General features: G+C 40.1%; 18 protein-coding genes. 13 read left to right on the top strand and 5 right to left on the bottom strand.

Features of this window, described 5'->3' with window-relative positions; all coding sequences use genetic code 11:
- Positions 1–34: 34 nt before the first annotated feature.
- Entirely contained in the window at positions 35–1,534 is a 1,500-nt protein-coding gene (locus KJK34_RS03905; RefSeq protein WP_223052543.1) for an NAD(P)H-hydrate dehydratase, read from the bottom strand.
- Positions 1,535–1,687: 153 nt separating this feature from the next.
- On the opposite strand from KJK34_RS03905, the gene gcvT reads away from it, so the two are divergent.
- The 7 genes from gcvT to KJK34_RS03870 all read left to right on the top strand — a co-directional run bounded on the left by gcvT (position 1,688) and on the right by KJK34_RS03870 (position 8,714).
- The gene (gcvT, locus tag KJK34_RS03900) at positions 1,688–2,770 is read left to right on the top strand and encodes a glycine cleavage system aminomethyltransferase GcvT (protein ID WP_223052542.1); all 1,083 of its coding nucleotides are present in this window, start codon (positions 1,688–1,690) and stop codon (positions 2,768–2,770) included.
- Between the two features lie 5 nt (positions 2,771–2,775).
- Entirely contained in the window at positions 2,776–4,818 is a 2,043-nt protein-coding gene (locus KJK34_RS03895; RefSeq protein WP_223052541.1) for a S41 family peptidase, read from the top strand.
- Between the two features lie 66 nt (positions 4,819–4,884).
- On the top strand, positions 4,885–5,595 hold the full coding sequence (locus KJK34_RS03890) for a YebC/PmpR family DNA-binding transcriptional regulator (RefSeq protein WP_223052540.1): 711 nt from the start codon (positions 4,885–4,887) through the stop codon (positions 5,593–5,595).
- A gap of 163 nt (positions 5,596–5,758) precedes the next feature.
- Entirely contained in the window at positions 5,759–6,316 is a 558-nt protein-coding gene (locus tag KJK34_RS03885; protein ID WP_317196861.1) for an RNA polymerase sigma factor, read from the top strand.
- Positions 6,309–6,857 (top strand): hypothetical protein, encoded by a 549-nt coding sequence (locus KJK34_RS03880; RefSeq protein ID WP_223052539.1) that lies wholly within the window; start codon positions 6,309–6,311, stop codon positions 6,855–6,857. The genes KJK34_RS03885 and KJK34_RS03880 overlap by 8 nt, the downstream gene beginning before the upstream one ends.
- On the top strand, positions 6,838–7,890 hold the full coding sequence (locus tag KJK34_RS03875) for a hypothetical protein (protein ID WP_223052538.1): 1,053 nt from the start codon (positions 6,838–6,840) through the stop codon (positions 7,888–7,890). The genes KJK34_RS03880 and KJK34_RS03875 overlap by 20 nt, the downstream gene beginning before the upstream one ends.
- Before the next feature lie 101 nt (positions 7,891–7,991).
- A complete protein-coding gene (locus KJK34_RS03870) occupies positions 7,992–8,714 on the top strand; it encodes a head GIN domain-containing protein (RefSeq protein ID WP_223052537.1) in 723 nt (240 codons plus the stop codon).
- A 232-nt stretch (positions 8,715–8,946) separates the two neighbouring features.
- Here KJK34_RS03870 and KJK34_RS03865 read toward each other — a convergent pair whose 3' ends face one another.
- The 3 genes from KJK34_RS03865 to KJK34_RS03855 all read right to left on the bottom strand — a co-directional run bounded on the left by KJK34_RS03865 (position 8,947) and on the right by KJK34_RS03855 (position 13,129).
- Entirely contained in the window at positions 8,947–10,251 is a 1,305-nt protein-coding gene (locus tag KJK34_RS03865; RefSeq protein ID WP_236937582.1) for a glycosyltransferase family 4 protein, read from the bottom strand.
- A 3-nt stretch (positions 10,252–10,254) separates the two neighbouring features.
- Positions 10,255–12,741: a YfhO family protein gene (locus KJK34_RS03860; RefSeq protein WP_223052536.1), complete on the bottom strand. Its 2,487-nt coding sequence runs from the start codon at positions 12,739–12,741 to the stop codon at positions 10,255–10,257.
- A 136-nt stretch (positions 12,742–12,877) separates the two neighbouring features.
- Positions 12,878–13,129, bottom strand: coding sequence for a DUF4834 domain-containing protein (locus KJK34_RS03855; protein WP_223052535.1), 252 nt, complete (start codon positions 13,127–13,129; stop codon positions 12,878–12,880).
- Positions 13,130–13,254: 125 nt separating this feature from the next.
- Here KJK34_RS03855 and KJK34_RS03850 point away from each other — a divergent pair, with 125 nt between their 5' ends.
- Positions 13,255–14,253 (top strand): transporter, encoded by a 999-nt coding sequence (locus KJK34_RS03850; RefSeq protein ID WP_223052534.1) that lies wholly within the window; start codon positions 13,255–13,257, stop codon positions 14,251–14,253.
- Positions 14,254–14,256: 3 nt separating this feature from the next.
- Positions 14,257–15,375 carry a GTP cyclohydrolase gene (locus tag KJK34_RS03845; RefSeq protein ID WP_223052533.1) on the top strand — a complete coding sequence of 373 codons (1,119 nt, stop codon included), beginning with the start codon at positions 14,257–14,259 and terminating at the stop codon, positions 15,373–15,375.
- Positions 15,376–15,428: 53 nt separating this feature from the next.
- Here the strand turns inward: KJK34_RS03845 and capB are convergent, their stop codons facing one another.
- Positions 15,429–16,694, bottom strand: coding sequence for a cysteate-C-fatty acyltransferase (gene capB, locus KJK34_RS03840; RefSeq protein ID WP_223052532.1), 1,266 nt, complete (start codon positions 16,692–16,694; stop codon positions 15,429–15,431).
- Positions 16,695–16,943: 249 nt separating this feature from the next.
- Here capB and KJK34_RS03835 point away from each other — a divergent pair, with 249 nt between their 5' ends.
- From KJK34_RS03835 to KJK34_RS03820, 4 genes are read left to right on the top strand one after another with little or no spacing between them, the layout of a single operon-like run.
- Positions 16,944–17,288: a TM2 domain-containing protein gene (locus KJK34_RS03835; RefSeq protein WP_223052531.1), complete on the top strand. Its 345-nt coding sequence runs from the start codon at positions 16,944–16,946 to the stop codon at positions 17,286–17,288.
- Between the two features lie 4 nt (positions 17,289–17,292).
- Positions 17,293–17,703: a DUF2752 domain-containing protein gene (locus KJK34_RS03830; protein WP_223052530.1), complete on the top strand. Its 411-nt coding sequence runs from the start codon at positions 17,293–17,295 to the stop codon at positions 17,701–17,703.
- A complete protein-coding gene (locus KJK34_RS03825) occupies positions 17,679–18,152 on the top strand; it encodes a magnetosome magnetite crystal formation protein family (RefSeq protein WP_223052529.1) in 474 nt (157 codons plus the stop codon). The genes KJK34_RS03830 and KJK34_RS03825 overlap by 25 nt, the downstream gene beginning before the upstream one ends.
- A complete protein-coding gene (locus KJK34_RS03820; RefSeq protein ID WP_223052528.1) occupies positions 18,153–18,725 on the top strand; it encodes a non-canonical purine NTP diphosphatase in 573 nt (190 codons plus the stop codon).
- The last annotated feature ends 60 nt before the right edge of the window (positions 18,726–18,785 follow it).

Genomic DNA, 18,785 nt, shown 5'->3' with positions numbered 1-18,785 from the left:
TCCATAACTAAAAAACAACTTTTTTATTAATTTTTCATTTATTTCGTGTATCGGTTTCAATTTCCATATACGCTTTGCCCAGGTAAGCTATTATATCTGAAGCTGTAAAAGCCTGTGCACTAATTTCTTTAACGGCGATATCTGCGGTACATCCGTGCAGGTAAACCCCGAAAACAGCGGCATTAAAAGGCGAATAACCCTGTACCAGCAGGCTTGTAAGTATGCCTGTGAGTACATCTCCGCTGCCGCCTGTTGCCAAAGCGGCATTGCCACTGGTATTTATATGTACCTCATCTTTATACGCCACAATAGTATGGGCATTCTTGGCAACTACAATTACATTATACTTTTTTGAAAAATCTTTAATTTTTTGCAGCATTTCAAAATCATCACTCCATTCCCCTGTAAGCCTTTGCAGTTCTTTCGGGTGTGGGGTTAGTATGCTTTGCGGAGGCAAAAGGCCAAGCCGCTCTTTATTTGATGCAAGTATATTAAGCACATCGGCATCTACAACTATGGGTTTGGTGTGTGCGCGCAAAAATTCGAACAATGCCTGTTGTGTTTGCGGCTCCTGCCCTAACCCGGGACCGATGCCCACAGCGTCAGGATTACTGTTGTAATGTATTTGCTCTATAAAGTCTTCTCCGTTTGTTACAGCCATTGCTTCGGGAAAATAGCCTTGTATAATGGTGTAGCCGCATTTAGGCAGTAAAACGGTTACAAGCCCGCATCCGGCTTTCAGCGCGGCTTTAGCCGAAAGGCACACGGCACCAATTTTGCCATAGCTACCGCCGATTATAAGTGCATGTCCCTGTGTGCCTTTATGCGCATAGGGCAATAGCGGCTTATAGAGTTTGGTAGCCGCATACCTTTCAGTAAGATAATAATCAGAATGTGTCTGCCTTAAATATTCAGCGTCCAGCCCAATATCCAAAATTATGGCTTTATTCACGAATTTATAATTGTCGGGCAGGTAGAAAGCAAGCTTGCCGCACTGAAATGTTAGTACATAATCTGCCTGTACTGCTATATCCGTCTTCCTGTCCAGGAAAAGCCCCGACGGTACATCTATGGATACCACTACAGCCTCACTATTGTTTATACGGCTTATAATAGCCTTTACCTCATCATCAGGTTCCCGCGAAAGCCCGATACCAAATATTGCATCTACAATTACTACCTTACCTTTGGTATAAGGCACCATCTGGTTATTGTTCTTTTCTATCCCTGTTTTTTTAACCATTTCAAGGTTAGCGGTAAAATCAGCTGTGGGACTGCCTGCGATTTCGGCAATATCCAAAACAACGTTGTATTTGTCTTCATGCAGCAGGCGTGCTATAACAAGGCCATCACCGCCATTGTTGCCCAGACCGCAAAATACATGAAACAGGGTTTCTTTATCAGGATAACTTTTTTTAAGCCAGAGGTATGCCTGAGTAGCTGCCCGTTCCATTAGGTCGAGCGATGATATCTGTTGGTTTTTTATAGTTAAGCTGTCGGCTTCCTTTACCTGTGCGGCAGTAAATAGTTTCATGTGGCGCAGATTTTAAAAAGTAAAGTTAGCAATAAATAAAGTCGGTTACAGTATGGGCTTTACCTAAAGTAATCCTAATTATTTTGCGGGATAAAAAGCGTTTTGCTAATTTTTCAATACTTTAGCGGTATCAAACAAAACAAACACAAACTAATGAAAAATACTGCGCTTACGCACGTTCACGAAGCACTGGGTGCTAAAATGGTACCGTTTGCAGGCTATAACATGCCTGTTCAATATGAAGGGGTTAATGCAGAACACGAAACCGTAAGAAACGGTGTTGGTGTTTTTGATGTATCGCACATGGGCGAATTTTTGCTTACAGGCCCTAATGCACTAAGCCTGATACAAAAAGTTTGCAGCAATGATGCATCTGTACTTACAGACGGGCGCGCGCAATACTCATGCCTGCCGAATGAAAATGGCGGGATAGTTGACGATCTTATTATATACCGTTTTAACGAAGAGAAATACCTGTTGGTAGTTAACGCCAGCAATATTGAAAAAGACTGGAAATGGATATCATCTAAAAATGATATGGGTGTAGAGATGCGTAACCTTTCTGATGACTACTCGCTACTTGCCATACAGGGGCCAAAAGCAGTTGAAGCCATGCAGGCATTAACCTCTGTAGACCTTTCGGCAATAAAGTACTATCATTTTGAAGTTGCCGATTTTGCAGGTATAGAGCATGTTATAATATCGGCTACGGGCTACACCGGCAGCGGCGGTTTTGAAATATATGCCAAAAATTCTGAGATTGAACAGATTTGGAACAAGGTGTTTGAAGCAGGTGTATCATACGGCATTAAGCCGATAGGCCTTGCAGCCAGGGATACCCTAAGGCTGGAAATGGGCTTTTGCCTTTACGGTAATGACATAGATGATACTACCTCTCCACTTGAAGCAGGACTTGGTTGGATAACCAAGTTTACTAAAGATTTTACCAACTCAGAGGCGCTGAAAAAGCAAAAAGAAGAAGGCGTAAAAAGAAAACTGGTAGGTTTTGAGATTACCGAACGCGGCATACCAAGGCACGATTATGAAATTGCCGACAAAGAAGGTAACGTGATTGGCAAAGTAACATCGGGTACTATGTCGCCATCTTTAAATAAAGGTATCGGTATGGGGTATGTACCTGCCGAATATGCAGCCGAAGGCAGCGAAATATACATCAGGATAAGGAAGAACGACGTGCCTGCAAAGGTGGTTAAGCTTCCTTTCTATAAAAAATAACGCTTATGAAAAATATCGTCGCAATTGCTTTACTGCTGTTTGTATCTGCAACAGCACAGGAACATAAAAATGCGTGCGATATTTTCTCTAAAATAAGCCATGTGCTGCAAACGCGGCATATACAGCCTAAACCGATAGACGACAGCCTGTCGGTTTATGTTTTTAATACAGTGGTTGAAGGGCTTGATGAAAATCATATTCTTCTCCTCCAGGAAGATTATGAAAAGCTCCTGGTGCACTGTTACAAAATTGATGATTACCTTAAAAACGGAGATTGCTCTTTTTTCAGCGACTTTATCACAACTTACAAAATGGCACTGGAGCGTAACAGGCAGATAGCTTCTGAGCTTTTTGAAACCGGGCTGCCCCTCAATACCACCGATACTGTTTTTTTCTCTAAAAGAGCTTTTCCATATAATAAAGATATTTCCGTAAGCAGGAAGTTTATCCGCAAAAAAATAATCCTGGATATACTTGAGGATGTAGCAAAACTGAGTAAAGACAAAGATTCTCTTGCAGCACATTTGCCAGAGCTAAGCATGCAGGCTAAAGATAAAATACGTGAAAACTATCTTTGCCGTGCCAATGCCCAGCTAAAACCGAAAGAAGGTTTTGAAAATAATATATACAACAGGTTCTATACTGCATTTTGCGCTTATTTTGACCCCCACTCCACTTATTTTAATTATGATGAAAAAGCATCATTTGTGTCAAGCCTGGTAACCGAAAATTATTCGCTCGGTATTTATGTTAGCCAAAACGATAAAAAAGAAATAATTGTGGAAGATGTGGTGCCGGGAGGGCCTGCCTATAAAACATCGAAAATAGACAAAGGCGACCAGATACTTAAACTTGCCGCAAATGATATAGAATATGCAGTGTCGTGTACCGATATGGAGGCCATTACCGATATTGTTTTTTCTGATACTTACCGTAATGTGGAGCTTACACTGCGCAAAAAAGACGGCACTATATATTCTGTAAACCTGGAAAAGACAATAATGAAATCTGATGATCACAGCGTTTACAGCTATGTCCTCGGAAATGAAATACCTGTCGGTTATATAAAAATACCCAGTTTCTATTCCGCATTTGATAATACCGGAATGAAAGGTTGTGCAGAAGATGTGGCTAAAGAAGTTACCAAACTTAAAAAACATGGTATAAAAGGCCTCATTATAGATTTACAATATAACGGGGGCGGCTCTATGGACGAGGCTATAAGCATGGCAGGCATGTTCATCAATTTTGGGCCTGTGGGCATAATAAAAGATAAAGACAATTATACCAACACCATTCAGGACTATAACCGCGGAATGCTTTACAATGGCCCTATGGTAGTATTAGTAAACGGCTTTTCTGCTTCGGCAAGCGAATTTTTTTCAGGGGTATTGCAGGACTATAACCGTGCGCTTATAGTAGGCAGCACCACTATGGGCAAAGCCAGCATGCAAACCATTTTACCACTCAGCGAAAACAGTAACAACCAGGATTTTGTAAAAGTATCTATAGACAAGTTTTACCGTATAACAGGAAAAAGCAGCCAATATACAGGTATATTGCCTGATGTAGAACTCCCACTTCTGTTTGAAAGTATTGTACCAAGAGAGAGCAGCCAGCCTACAGCAATGGTAAACGATAGCCTTGCAGAATCTGAAGAATTCAGGAAAATGCCCTTGCAAAATTTAGAAAAAGCTGCTGAATTAAGCCGCGGGCGGGTATCTGCCAATAAAGATTTTACTGAAATAAAAGCGCTTAATAGTAAAATTGATGCTCTATATAAAGGTACTAAAGCACCATTACCGGTAACTTTTATGGCTGTTTTTGATGATGTGCATGCTACCGACACACTGTGGCAAAAAATTAAAACTATAGCAGAGAAAGAAACCGCTTTAAACATAAAGGAAACTACTGCAATGAAAAGTAAGGATGAATTTTATGTGAGTATGAACGAATACAAACGTAAATCTATAAAGACAGATCTTTTTATAGCAGAGGGCGTTGCCATAATAACCGACCTTGTACACCTTTCGGGCGGGCAAAAATAAAAGCAGTTTTATATTTTTTGCAAAAACAGCGAATAAGTTTATTTTTGTGCTGCAAATAAAATAATTATGGGAAGAGCGTTTGAATTTAGAAAAGCCAGAAAAATGAAGCGTTGGTCTGCAATGGCCAAAACATTTACCAGGATAGGTAAAGATATTGTTATTGCTGTAAAGGAAGGCGGACCTAACCCCGAAACCAACGCAAGGCTAAGGGCGGTTATGCAAAACGCCAAAGCAGCCAACATGCCTAAAGACAATGTTGAGCGCGCTATTAAAAAAGCATCTGATAAAGATACTGCCAACTATAAAGAAGTATTGTTTGAAGGCTATGCGCCACACGGCATTGCCATACTTATAGAAACAGCCACTGATAACAATAACCGTACAGTTGCCAACATCCGCAGCTATTTTAATAAGTGTAACGGCACAATGGGTACACAGGGTTCAGTTGAGTTCATGTTCGACCATACCTGTAATTTCCGTATTCCGGCTGAAGGGCTTGATGTGGAAGAGCTTGAGCTTGAGATGATAGATTTTGGCGTAGAAGAAATTTTTGCTGATGAAGATGGTATTGTAATGTATGCCCCTTTCGGCAGCTTTGGCGCAATACAAAAAGAACTTGAGAACAGGAATATAGAAATACTTTCATCAGGGTTTGACAGGATTCCGCAGGTAACAAAAGAGCTGACACCTGAGCAGGTTGCCGATGTTGAAAAGCTATTGGAGAAAATTGAGGAAGACGATGATGTGATGAACGTTTACCACACTATGCAGGAATAAACCCTTGAAAATAAAACTATCAAAGCTGCCCGAACAAAGGCAGCTTTTTTTATGGCAAAAAAATAAAATGACTAGCCATCCTAAAAAAAAATAAAAATAATTTTATCAAACTGTAACATCAATAACACGAGTACAGTCATTATATCAAACCAACACAAAAAGCGTGATAGCTGCCACAGCAGAAACAGACCATTTACTTGCCCTATGTAAAGAAGGCAACCGCAATGCCCAGTTCGAGGTGTACAAGCGGTATTACAAACCTATGTACAACATAGCGTTGCGTATAGTTAAAGATGGGCACTGGGCTGAAGATATAATGCAGGAGGCTTTTTTGAAGGCTTTCACAAAGCTGGACAGTTTTAAAGGAGAAGTAACTTTTGGTGCATGGCTTAAGCGAATTGTAATAAACCACAGCCTGGACAACTATAAAAAGCTAAGCAAAGAGCCTGTTTGTGAGCTGGAGCCGGTGCTTTATAAAGTAGAAGATGAAAGCGATTATGCAAATACGGTAATTGATTTTACAACGCTTAAAGCAGAGCAGGTTAAAACAGCCATAAACATGCTTAAAGAAAGCTACCGTATAATTTTAACACTGCTGTACATAGAGGGTTACGATCAGGAAGAAATTTGCGAAATATTAAAGATTAATGCAGGTAACTGCCGTACCATAATAAGCAGGGCACGCGAGAGCCTGCTAAAAAAACTAAGGGAAAATGGATAATGATAAAAAACTGAAAGAACTTTTTGATGATCTTAAAGGGCAATGGGATACTGAGGAACCTGCTTTTAGTCACGAAAACAGGTTTTTGGCTAAGCTGGAAGGCAAACAAAAGAAAAAAAAGAATAGGCTTGCCACAATGTTTGCACCCGTTGCCGCTACTATAGCATTAATGCTCGGCATATGGTTTATATATAGCCAATCTCCGGCACAAGATGAAACCATTGGCAAGCTACCGCCTAAAGTTGCCCAAACGCAGGAATATTTTACCCTCGTGATAGAAAAAGAACTGGCAAAAGTAGAAAATGAGGACAGCCCTGAAACTAAACAACTGGTTAAAGATGCGCTTTACAGGATGTCGGTATTAGAAAAAGACTATGAAAAACTGACTGAAGAATTACTGAAAAAAGGCGAAAACAAAAAGATAATCCATGCTATGATTACCAACCTGCAAACAAGGATATCGTTTCTTGAAGAGGTGCTGACACAAATTGAAAACATCAAAAAAATAAAGGATAACTACAATGAAAACAATAACATTTAAATTTCTTGCCCTCTTTCTTCTGTTTCCCATAGCTTCTATAGCTTCGGGGCCTAAGGGTAAATACACAAAAGAACGGAAGATAAACAAGCTCTATAATGTAAACTCTTCGGCGCAGCTTGATGTGGATAACCGCTATGGTAATGTATATATTACTACATGGGATAAAAACCAAACCGCAATTGATGTTGTAATAACCGTGACAGGTAATGATGAAGCACTGGTTGTAAAGCGTTTTAATAGTATTGATGTTATTTTTAATGCATCACAAAACAGCGTTTCTGCTGATACGGAAATAAGAAACATCAGTTGTGAAAACGTTGGTATGGAAATAAATTATACAATAAAAATACCTAAGCGCAGCCCTGTAACTATTGAAAACGAATATGGCGGAATCATACTCGGGAAATTATATGCTCCGGCTAACCTCAACTGTAAATTTGGTGACATAAAGGCTGAAGAACTTAACGATGCCGACAACATAATTAAAATGGAGTATTGCGGCGCAAGCCGGATAGGCTACTGGAAAGGCGGAAATATCCTGGCTAAATTCTCAGGGCTTAATATTGAAAAAGGCGCAGAATTAAATGTAAATTCTGAATATACGAATATTACTCTCGGTGAGATAAACACCATTAAGCACGATTGTAAATATGGCGACCTGTATATTAAGAACGGTAACACTATTACAGGTACATGCGATTACCTGCAAATGAAGGTGGGAAATGTGAGCAGCCTGCTGAATGTTACTATAAAATTTGGTAACATCAACGTACAGCATGTAGAGCAGGCGGTTAAAGCTATATATATAAATGCTTCTTACACGGGTGTAAGATTAAATTATGATAAAAATTTTGCCTTTACTTTTGTGTTCAGCCTTAATTACGGAAATCTAAATGGCAGCAACGATCTGAAATTCACCGAGAAAAAAGAAAAAATGATGGGGGCTACATATAAAGGATATTATAAATCGGCTAATGGCAGCAGCGTAACAATACGTTCAGAATACGGCGATATAAATTTAAAAACAACATAATACAACCATAAAAGCTTTTAAAGCGTCTTATTAAAAACAATTATTAAGATCTCCCGCCGGGGAGAAACAATCATCAATCATCAATCAAAAAACGTTCAATCATGAAAAAAGCAATTTTATTTATTGCAGGGCTTTTCTTTGCCCTGTCTGCATCGGCACAACAACACAGCCTGCTTGTTGGCAACGGCAAAAAAATCAAACAATCAAAAGAAGTTGGCACATTCAACGCCATAGCCATAACAGGCCCTTTTGAAGTAAAGCTACAGGAGTCCTCATCATCCGAGATATTCATGGAAGGTTCTGAAAATATTCTTTCCTTAATAGAAATTACTATAACTGACGGTAAATTAAATATAAGGCTGCCAAAGAGTGTAAAGCTTCAGGCAAATAAAAACAACAGAGTGTCTATAAGAGTGCCTTATACTGCGTTAAATGATATATACCTTAATGGCTCAGGTTCTGTAACATCTAAAGATGTGTTTACCAACCCGGTTAATGTTTCGGTAGATGGCTCAGGAGAAATAAACCTAAAAATAAATACACCTCAGGCTAAAGCTGTAGTGTTAGGAACAGGCTCTATAAAGCTAAGAGGGGATGCAGCAACTTTAATCTGCAATGTATCGGGCTCGGGTGAAATAGATGCTAACAAAGTTAAGAGTGATATAACGGAAGCTTTGGTTTCCGGTAGCGGTAACATTAATGTGTGCTGTATACATACTATAAAAGGCCGCATAAGCGGATCTGGAAACATAGCTTTTGCAGGCAACCCGGAGCAGCAGGATTTAAAGAGGTCGGGATCCGGTGAATTCTGTATGTTAGACTAGTACAGGTTGATTTTGTTTTTTTGCTTTTGAAAACCATCTGTTTCAGGTGGTTTTTTAATTTAAAACTTTAACATCAATAGTAATAAAAAAAGTTACACTTATTCTAAGTTTGGCATGTAACTTGTACTATACAATATGAATCTCAGGATTACTTTTTGAGATTTGTTAATAATTGGTTGGTTGGTTTGTTAAGTCCCGTCTGTCCTTCATAAGAGGCAGGCGGGATTTTATTTTAAAGCTGTTTCAGCAACTCTGCCAGTTTAGCCGTGAGGTTTTTACGTGAATAGCCCTGTAAGCCAATAGCATTTGCTTTTAACTTTCCATCTTTATATTTATTGAAATACTCCAGTAATGTATCTTTTATCCTGTCTTTTTCAGTATAGGTAGCAAATACGCCTGTATTGGTAGCTTTAATTATTTCTGCCAGATCGGCACCTTCAGGGCCTATGGAAAGTATAGGCCGTTCAGCAGCCATATATTCGAAAAGTTTACCGGGAATAATACATTTCGTATCTTCAGAATTTATCTCTACCAAAAGTAAAACCTGAGATTTGCGTTGCTCTGCCAACGCTGTACTGTGCGACACATAGCCCATGTTATTCACAAAGCCTGAAAGCCCTGCCTGATTAATTGATGCTATCACCTCAGCACTTACCGCACCAATCAGCTTAAGTTGAAAAGCCTGCTTAAAGTCTTTATTTTCATTAATCAGTTCCCGTAATACCTGCCATAAAGCCAAAGGGTTGCGCTCTGAAAGAAATGAACCGATATGCGCAAGCGTGAATTTTTCGTCGGGTGTTTGCCTTTCTATGTTCTCTACATCATACCCATTGGTAATAACCGTTACAGGCCTGGTTGTTATAGCTTCAAATTCTTTTTTAGTGGTTGGGCTGGTAACAATAACGTGGTCGGCGGTATTCAATACCTCATGCTCCAGCTCTTTGTGCTTCTTTGCGGCAGCCTTGCCCAGCTTGAGCTCTTTATGATAGCCTATAGTCGTCCACGGGTCCCTGAAATCGGCCACCCATTTAACGCCTAACTCTTTTTTAAGCTGAAGCCCTATCAGGTGCAGGCTGTGTGGCGGGCCGGTAGTGATTACTGTTTTAATGCCGTGCTTAGCAATATAATCTTTGAGAAAAGCAACAGAAGGCTTTACCCACAGCACCCTTGCATCGGGAATAAAAAGATTCCCCCTAACCCACAACATAAGTCGCTGTAAAAGCGATTGCTTTTTCTTAACGGGAATGATACCCGAACTTATATCTTTAATACTTTTTTTAGAGAATGCAGATGCCCAGTTGTAAGGCTCTGTTATTCGCTTTTTAATAATAACAGCCTGAGGGTTTACTTCGTCCTGCAACCCTTTATCAATTAAAGGATAAGTAGGGTTTTCAGGAACATAAACAACAGGTTCTATACCAAAGCCCGGAAGGTATTTTACAAACTTAAGCCAGCGCTGTACCCCCGGCCCACCCGCAGGAGGCCAGTAATAACTTATTATTAAAACCTTATTGCTGTTTATATCCTTATCAGCCATACGTTACTCCTGTTTAGTTTCTTGAGGTTTACGTACTGCCATATAAATACCGCCAGCCAGTAAAAGTATCATGCCTATACTGCTCATTAATGCAATGTTACTGCCTGTTTTTACTACTTCCGGTTCAAACTTAAATTCTATAGTATGTTTGCCAGCAGGTACTTGCATTGCCCGCAGAACAAAATTTGCCCTGAAATGGGGCATCTCCTTACCATCTATGTATGCTTTCCAGCCATTTGTATAATACATTTCAGAGAAAACCGCTAAACCTTCGTTATCTTTATCTGTTGAATATTTAAGATAATTTGGCTTGTGTTCTTTTAATGTTATGGTTGCCGTACTATCAGCAGGATAGCTGGTTTTTTGGACAGCTTCAGGATAGTCTTTTTTATTGATTACCGCTACATTCCAACTGTCCAGCTTTTCAAGCGATTTGAGCTCTTCATCGGCAGTAGTAACCGGTTTTACGCTGTTGACGAACCATGCAGGCCCATTAGCATACGGATTTATGATAGGCACATTTTGCCCATCACCTGCCTGCAAAATCATGTACTTTATGTTGAGCAGGTTAAGCACAGGGAACGGCTTCCGTATTTCCATCGTTTCTGGGTTGATAGTATTTAAAACTGCATTAACCCTCGGATCTACTAAGTAATTAAATAGCTGGTCCATCCTTTGCGGCCTCACGGCACTATAACCACCAACAGAGTTATGGAAGTAAGATGTGCGTGCCTGTAGCCTGCCCTGAGGCTCATATACCCTGTAATAAGTTGTATCTTCTAAAATAAACTGGTCAGCTTCCGTTGCCTGGAAAGGTGCATCCATTTCGCGGGCACTTACAAAATCGTCATTGTTAACATAGTTGCGGTCAATCATATATAAATCTCCCACCATAAGCAGCCCTACTACCACTGTAGCCCACATTGCCGATAGCTTGTTTTTCATGTAAGCCCACAATATACCCGCCGCAGCCAGTATTAAAAGTCCGCTCCTAATCAGGTCGCCCGTGTACATGTCTTTACGCTGCTCCTGCAATGCTTCTACAAATGCCGGGCCTATGTCACCATACATCTCCCTAAGCTGCTCATCATGCATACCAACAAAGCTGAACATGCTCATAGAGAAGAATAATAATATAATTATACCCAAAGCTGTACCGCCTGCCAGTTTAAGGGCTTTTAGCTGCTCCGTTTTATCTGATGTAAAATAGGTTTGTAAGCCCATAACGGCAAGTACAGGGAAGCAGAGCTCCAGTATTACCTGAATGGAAGATACCGCACGGAATTTATCATACAGGGGGACATAATCTATAAAGAAGTTGGTGAGCACCGGGAAGTTTTTACCCCATGACAATAGTAACGACAATATAGCCCCTGCCAGAAAGGCATATTTTATTTTACGGCTATCGATGAAAAGGGCTACAAGTGCAAAGAAAAATACTATTGCGCCAATATAAGCAGGCGCTTCTACAATGGGTTGCTCTCCCCAATAAGTGGGTACTGTTTTTACAAACTCTTTTGCTTCCTGCGGGTTAGCACCAATATCGGATATAAACTCATACATTACAGAGTTTTCGCCTACATCTTCTCTTGCTCCACCGCCAAAAAGGCGCGGTGCAATCAGGTTAAAGCTTTCTGCTATGCCGTAACTGTACTCTGTAATATACTCATATTCCATTGCCGAATCAGTAGTATTTGGTGTGCCATCAGGATTTATGGTAAGTTCGCTTTTGCCCCTGATACTGAAATCAGTATATTCTGCCGTAGCCATAAGCCCGGTTGCGTTTACACCTACAGCAAGTAAAGCTGCACCTGCAAATACTGCCGAAAGTATTCCTAAATGCTTATATTCTTTAGTTTTAACTATCTCTATTACGTAATAGATGCCCAATACCAGCAATAATAATAAAAGGTAGTAGGTCATCTGGAAATGGTTAGCATTTATTTCGAGCGCGGCAGCTACCATAGTGAGCAGCCCTCCGGCTATATAACGCTTTTTAAACACCAGCAGCACCCCGGCTACCACCATTGGCATATAGGCTATGGCGTGGGCTTTTGCGTTGTGCCCCACACCCAGTATAATTATTAGATAAGTAGAAAAACCAAACGCCAGCGCACCAATAAAAGCTTTTAAAGGGCTAACCCTCAACACATACATCAGTATATAAAAACCTATGAAATAGAGAAATAAATAATCTGCAGGGCGTGGCAGGAAGCGCAAAACCGAGTCCAGTTTTTTTATGTAGTTATGCGGGTAATTAGCCCCCATTTGGTAAGTGGGCATACCGCCGAAAGCGCTGTTGGTCCAATAAGGTTCTTCGCCTGTATCCTTCCTGAAGTCGTTCTGCTCTTTGGCCATACCGGTATATTGCACAATATCCGACTGGTATATTTTTTTACCCTGCAAGACCGGGTAAAAGTATATAAGCGAAACTATTATAAAGCCGACAAGGGCAAACAGGTGCGGATAGAACTTATTGATATTCTTCATGTAGCGCTGTCTTTAAATTGATAAGTAAAAACGGCGTGAAGATACTTATTTTAGATAAAAATAATGGCACCCTATATCTTTTTATTGAGCTGCTGCCAATAAAAAAGCCCCTTGTAAAAGAGGCTTTGTATAGGTTTTAATCAATTTCTTCGTAGTCAATGTATTCGCCTACTTTTTTCTTTTCGGCAGCTTTTTCCTGTTTGTTGTTGGTATTATGTTGCTGCTGGCTGTATTGCTGCTGTTGCTGATAAAAGTTTTGTTCGGCTTTTTTTACCACCTGTTGTACTATAACGGGCGCAAAAAGGCGAAGCAGGAACTTAACTGCATAAAACACAAGGATTACTATTATAATTGTACGCAAAATACCTAAAAAAGATGCTTCTACCATATCATAAAGTTTTGTCAAAATTAAGCATTATCGGGTTTAAAATTAAATGTGTGCTCTTAAAATAATAATAAAATATACTATTTTTGAAGGAAACTAACTATCTGCAACCAATAAACGAGCCAAAAATGAAATTTGTCAGTACAATATTTTCAATTGCATCGCTGCTTGCCGCACACGCTGTTACCGCACAATATACAGACCAGATTAACACCAACAGGCCGGGAAGGTCTATGGGGGCTTTTGCCGTAGGTTTAAGTATATTTCAGGTAGAGACAGGGCTGTATGGCATAAAAGAAGAACACAGCATACTGAATACCGAAACCAAAGGGCTTGGCGCAGAACTGGCGGTAAGGTATGGCGCTTTTATGGAAGAGCTGGAGTTTATTGCCGATTTACAATATCAGGTGGATCAGCAGGAAGATATGATCTATACCTACAACAGGAACGATTTCAGGCAGGCAACTATAGGTGCAAAATACCTTGTTTATGACCCTGACAGGGGTTACGACCCTGAACCCAACCTGTATAGCTGGAAAGCAAACCACAAATTTAAATGGAGAAAGCTTATTCCTGCCATTGCTTTTTATGCGGGTGCTAATCTTATTGGCGGCAATAACCCATATACCTTTCCTGAAGACCATGTTAGCATTAAAGGTATGGCTATATTGCAGAACCACTGGGGCAAATGGGTTTGGGTAAATAATATTATTGCCGATAAATTTTTTACTGATTACCCTAACTTCGGTTATATTTCTACCCTTACACGGGGCTTTAATGAAAAGTGGTCAGGTTTTGTAGAATTTCAGGGCTATAAGAGTGATTATTATGCTGACATAGTAGGTCGTTTAGGTGCAGCACACCTTTTAAATGATGTAATGCAGATTGATGCCTCTGTTACCGGCAACTTTAAAGATACACCCTCAATATTCTATGCAAGTGTAGGCTTTTCATGGCGTTTTGATGCCAACTACCGTGACATAGTTATTGGTGGAAAAGGCTCCCGCGAAGATGAATATAATGAGGAGAAGAAAAAAGAAAAGGAGAAGAAAGAAAAAGAACGCGAAGAGCGCAAAAAGAAAAGGGAGCAGCGCCTTGATGAAGTACAACCCGAAGGAGAAAATTAATAAATGATAACCATTAAAGAAGTTACAACAAAAAAAGAACTGAAAGAGTTCATAAAGTTTTCTTTTACGCTTTATAAAAATAATCCTTACTGGATACCACCGCTTATAAGTGAGGAGCTTGAAACATTTGACCCCACTAAGAATCCGGCTTTTGAAAATGCCGAAGCTAAATTTTACCTCGCATACCGCGACGGGAAGATTGTAGGTAAAACAGCGGCAATTATAAACTGGCAGGAAGTAAAGCTGCTGGGTAAGAATAAAGTGCGCTTCGGTTGGTTTGATGTAATAGATGACATAACAGTTACAAAAGCCTTATTAGACAAGGTATATGAGTTTGGAAGTGCACACGGCATGGAGATGGCAGAAGGCCCGATGGGATTTTCTAATCTTGATAAAGTTGGAGTGCTTACAGAAGGCTTTGATAAAATTGGCACCGCGGTAACTTGGTATAACTATCCGTATTATAAAGAACACTTTGAAAAGCTTGGCCTTACAGTAGAAAAAGAATACCGGGAGAGCATCTTTTCTATGCGTGATGTAGACCCTGCCCCTTTTATACGCGGGAGCCAAATGGTACAAAAAAGGTATAACCTTACCCCTGTTAATTTTAAAACAACGGCAGAGATAATGCCTTATATAGATAAGATGTTTGCGCTTTTCAATAAAGCTTATGACAGGCTTTCGTCTTTCGTGCCGGTATCTGACGTGCAAATAGAATATTTTAAAAAGAAATATGTTGGGCTTATTAATCCGGAGTATATTAAGTTTATAGAGGATGCCGATAAAAATATTGTTGCTTTTACCATAGTGATGCCATCTTTTGCAGAGGCGCTAAAAAAAGCTAACGGTAAACTCTTCCCTTTTGGGTTTATACACCTGCTAAGGGCAAAAAAGCATAGTGAAGATGTGGCGTTTTACCTTATAGGCATAGACCCTGATTACCAGAACAAAGGCGTTACGGCAATAGTATTCGACGAATACTACAAGGTATTTAATAAAAATAACATCCGTAATTGTATTCGCACACCTGAACTGGAAGAGAACCATGCCATGAACAACCTTTGGAAAAACTTTAACCCTGTTGTGCACAAGCGCAGAAAAACATACAGCATAAAGCTATAACTAAAAAGCTCCGCAAATGCGGAGCTTTTTTATGAATATATTGTAGTATCTGATTATTCAGCAGAAACATCTACCGTTGTTTCTGCAGCTATCTTCTTATAAGTACCGTTTTCAAGCTTTTCACGAATTGCTTCATAAGCGGCAAGTGTTTCATTAATATCTTCTATAGTATGGCTTGCAGTAGGTATCATTCTTAGTAAAATTATACCTTTTGGTATAACAGGATATACTACTATAGAAAGGAAAATATTATAGTTTTCCCTTAAGTCATTTACCATTACCATCGCTTCCGGTATGCTTCCTTCAAGGTAAACAGGCGTAACGCATGTATTGGTATCGCCTATATTAAAACCACGTTCTTTAAGTCCGTTTTGCAGCGCATTTACATTTTCCCAAAGCTTATCTTTAAGCTCCGGCATGGTGCGCAGCATATCAAGGCGTTTAAGCGCACCTTTTACCAAAATCATTGGTAATGCCTTTGCAAACATCTGCGAGCGCAGGTTATATTTTAAAAAGTCGATTACATCTTTATCGGCAGCCACAAATGCACCTATGCTTGCCATAGATTTTGCAAACGTAGAAAAGTAAACATCTATACCATCCTGGCAACCCTGCTCCTCTCCTGCCCCGGCGCCTGTTTTACCAAGCGTACCAAAGCCATGAGCATCATCTACCAACAATCTGAAGTTATATTTCTCTTTAAGGGCTACAATTTCTTTAATCTTGCCCTGCTGTCCGCGCATACCAAAAACACCTTCGGTAATTACCAGTATGCCACCGCCTGTAGTTTCAGCCATATTGGTGGCGCGCTCCAGGTTCTTTTCAAGGCTTTCCACATCATTGTGCTTGTATGTAAAGCGTTTGCCCATGTGCAGGCGAACACCGTCTATAATACAGGCATGAGAATCTACATCATAAACAATAATATCGTTTTTAGAAACAAGGGCATCTATTATAGATACCATACCCTGATAACCAAAATTAAGCAGGTATGCCGCTTCTTTTTGCACAAAAGCCGCAAGCTCCTGCTCCAGCTTTTCGTGCCATGAGGTGTGCCCGCTCATCATACGTGCACCCATTGGGTAGGCAGAGCCATATTCCTGTGCCGCCTCGGCGTCAACTTTTCTTATTTCCGGGTGGTTGGCAAGGCCAAGATAATCGTTAATGCTCCAGTTAATCACTTCCTTACCGTGAAACATCATACGGTTAGATAAAGGGCCTTCCAGTTTCGGGAAAACATAATAGCCTTCAGCCTGAGAAGCCCATTTTCCCAAAGGGCCTTTGTTCTTTTGTATCCTCTCAAATAAATCTTTTACCATAATATCAAATAGTGTTTTTTAAAAACAGCATCAAAAGTAATTATTATATTGCTATCGTCATAATAATTTTAAAATCAATATTTGTGTACTTACCAAAAATTGATATATTATAGTCAGTGAGTTACAACTTTTTAATTCGATACACTTCATAAAACGTTAAATTTTTAACAACCACTAAAGAATTAAAATATTTCATTAGTTTTACCGCCATCACTAAAAACAATTAATAATTTAACCAAACCAATTAAAATGGACGCAAATTCGAATTTAAAGGCCGACATGTACCTGATGACCAACGCAAGGTTCTTTTTAGGGCACCACATTACTTTCCTTAGGGAGAAGCTTACAGGAATGCATGACTCTAAATGGCCACAGATTTTTTCATCAGAATTAAAAGACCCGTCTAACATCCAGATCGTATCATTGCTTGCAGGCGGTTTTGGTATAGACCGTTTTATGATTGGTGATACAGGCCTTGGTGTAGCAAAATTGTTAACCTGCGGCGGTGCCGGCATCTGGACAATTGTTGACTGGTTCCTTATCCAGGATGCCACGAAGCAGAAAAATATGGAGAAAATACAATCTATGATTTAATGGAATGAGCAGGAACAGGCTATACCTTATACTTACCCTTGCACTTACAGGAGGTTATGCATGGCTTGCCTGGGCGTTTTACCGCCACAGCACCGCCCCTGCAAACTTTTCGCCCTGCATTGTTAAGAATGTAACAGGCATAGCCTGCCCTTCCTGCGGTTCTACCCGCTCGTTAGTACATCTGCTTAACGGGCATGTACAGCAGGCGGTATTAGCCAATCCTATTGGTTTACTACTTGCTGTTATAATGGTAGTCCTGCCATTCTGGCTTATATTTGATATAGCTACAGGAAAAGATACTGTTTATAAAAATTACCGTACCTTCGAGAAAACAATTGTAAAAAAGTGGATTGCTGTTCCGCTGGTTTTATTAATTATAATCAACTGGATATGGAATATACAGAAGGGAATATAAATACTCAGGATGAAGCCATAGTTTACCCGCACGAGCATGAGCAGGCAGGCAATGCCTACCTTATGGCTATTGTGGGGCTTATAGCAGGCTTACCCCTGCCTATTGTAAATTTTATAGCATCATTGATATATTATTTCAGTAATCTTAAATCATCTTATTACGTGCGCTGGCACTGCATACAGGCGATGCTTGCACAATTAATTATTATGCCATTTAACAGTGTGGCTATCGGCTGGACTTTAAAGCTCATTTTTACTGATGATGAACCGGGCTGGTATTATGGCTTTTACATTTTTGGTGTAATTTTACTCAACATCTGCGAATTCGTAGCTGTAATGATTACCGCATCTAAAGTAAAAAAGGGAGAAAACGTGCGTTGGGCTGTAATTGCAGGCATTACAGACGCCCTTTGCAGCAAAAGAAAGACCAACAACAACTACTTAACATAAATGAAACTGGTATTTGCTTCTAACAACAAGAACAAGCTTAATGAAATTAAACTTAGGCTCCCGTCCGAAATTGAATTGCTGAGCCTTGAAGATATTGGCTGTTTTGAAGAAATACCCGAAACTGCCGATACTATAGAAGGCAATGCCATACTTAAGGCCGACTATGTAACCCAAAAGTATGGTTACAACTGCTTTGCCGATGATACCGGGCTCGAGGTTGAAGTCCTAAATGGCGCTCCGGGCGTACACTCTGCGCGATATGCAGGCGAGGCAAAAAGCGCCGAAGCAAATATGGAAAAATTACTTCATGAGCTTAAAGGCCAAGCAAACCGTAATGCCCGTTTTAAAACTGTTATTGCCCTGAATTTAGAGGGCAGCCAACACCTGTTTACAGGTATTGTAAATGGCGAAATTACTACTGAAAAAGTGGGGAGCGGTGGTTTTGGCTATGACCCTGTTTTTAAGCCTGAAGGCAAAAATGCTACATTTGCCGAAATACCCGCAGAAGAAAAAGCAGAGCGCAGCCACCGTGGCAGGGCTGTAAAACAGCTTATCGATTTTCTTTTCTCCTAAAGCACTGATTTACAATAGCAACAAAAAGTCAAAAGTCTCTTACAGTCATTAGCATATCTC

Source organism: Flavobacterium coralii, assembly GCF_019891545.1.
In the GTDB taxonomy this organism is placed as follows: Bacteria; Bacteroidota; Bacteroidia; order Flavobacteriales; family Flavobacteriaceae; genus Flavobacterium; species Flavobacterium coralii.
Note: the sequence above shows the minus strand (reverse complement) of the source record. Positions and strands in the feature narration are given on the sequence as shown.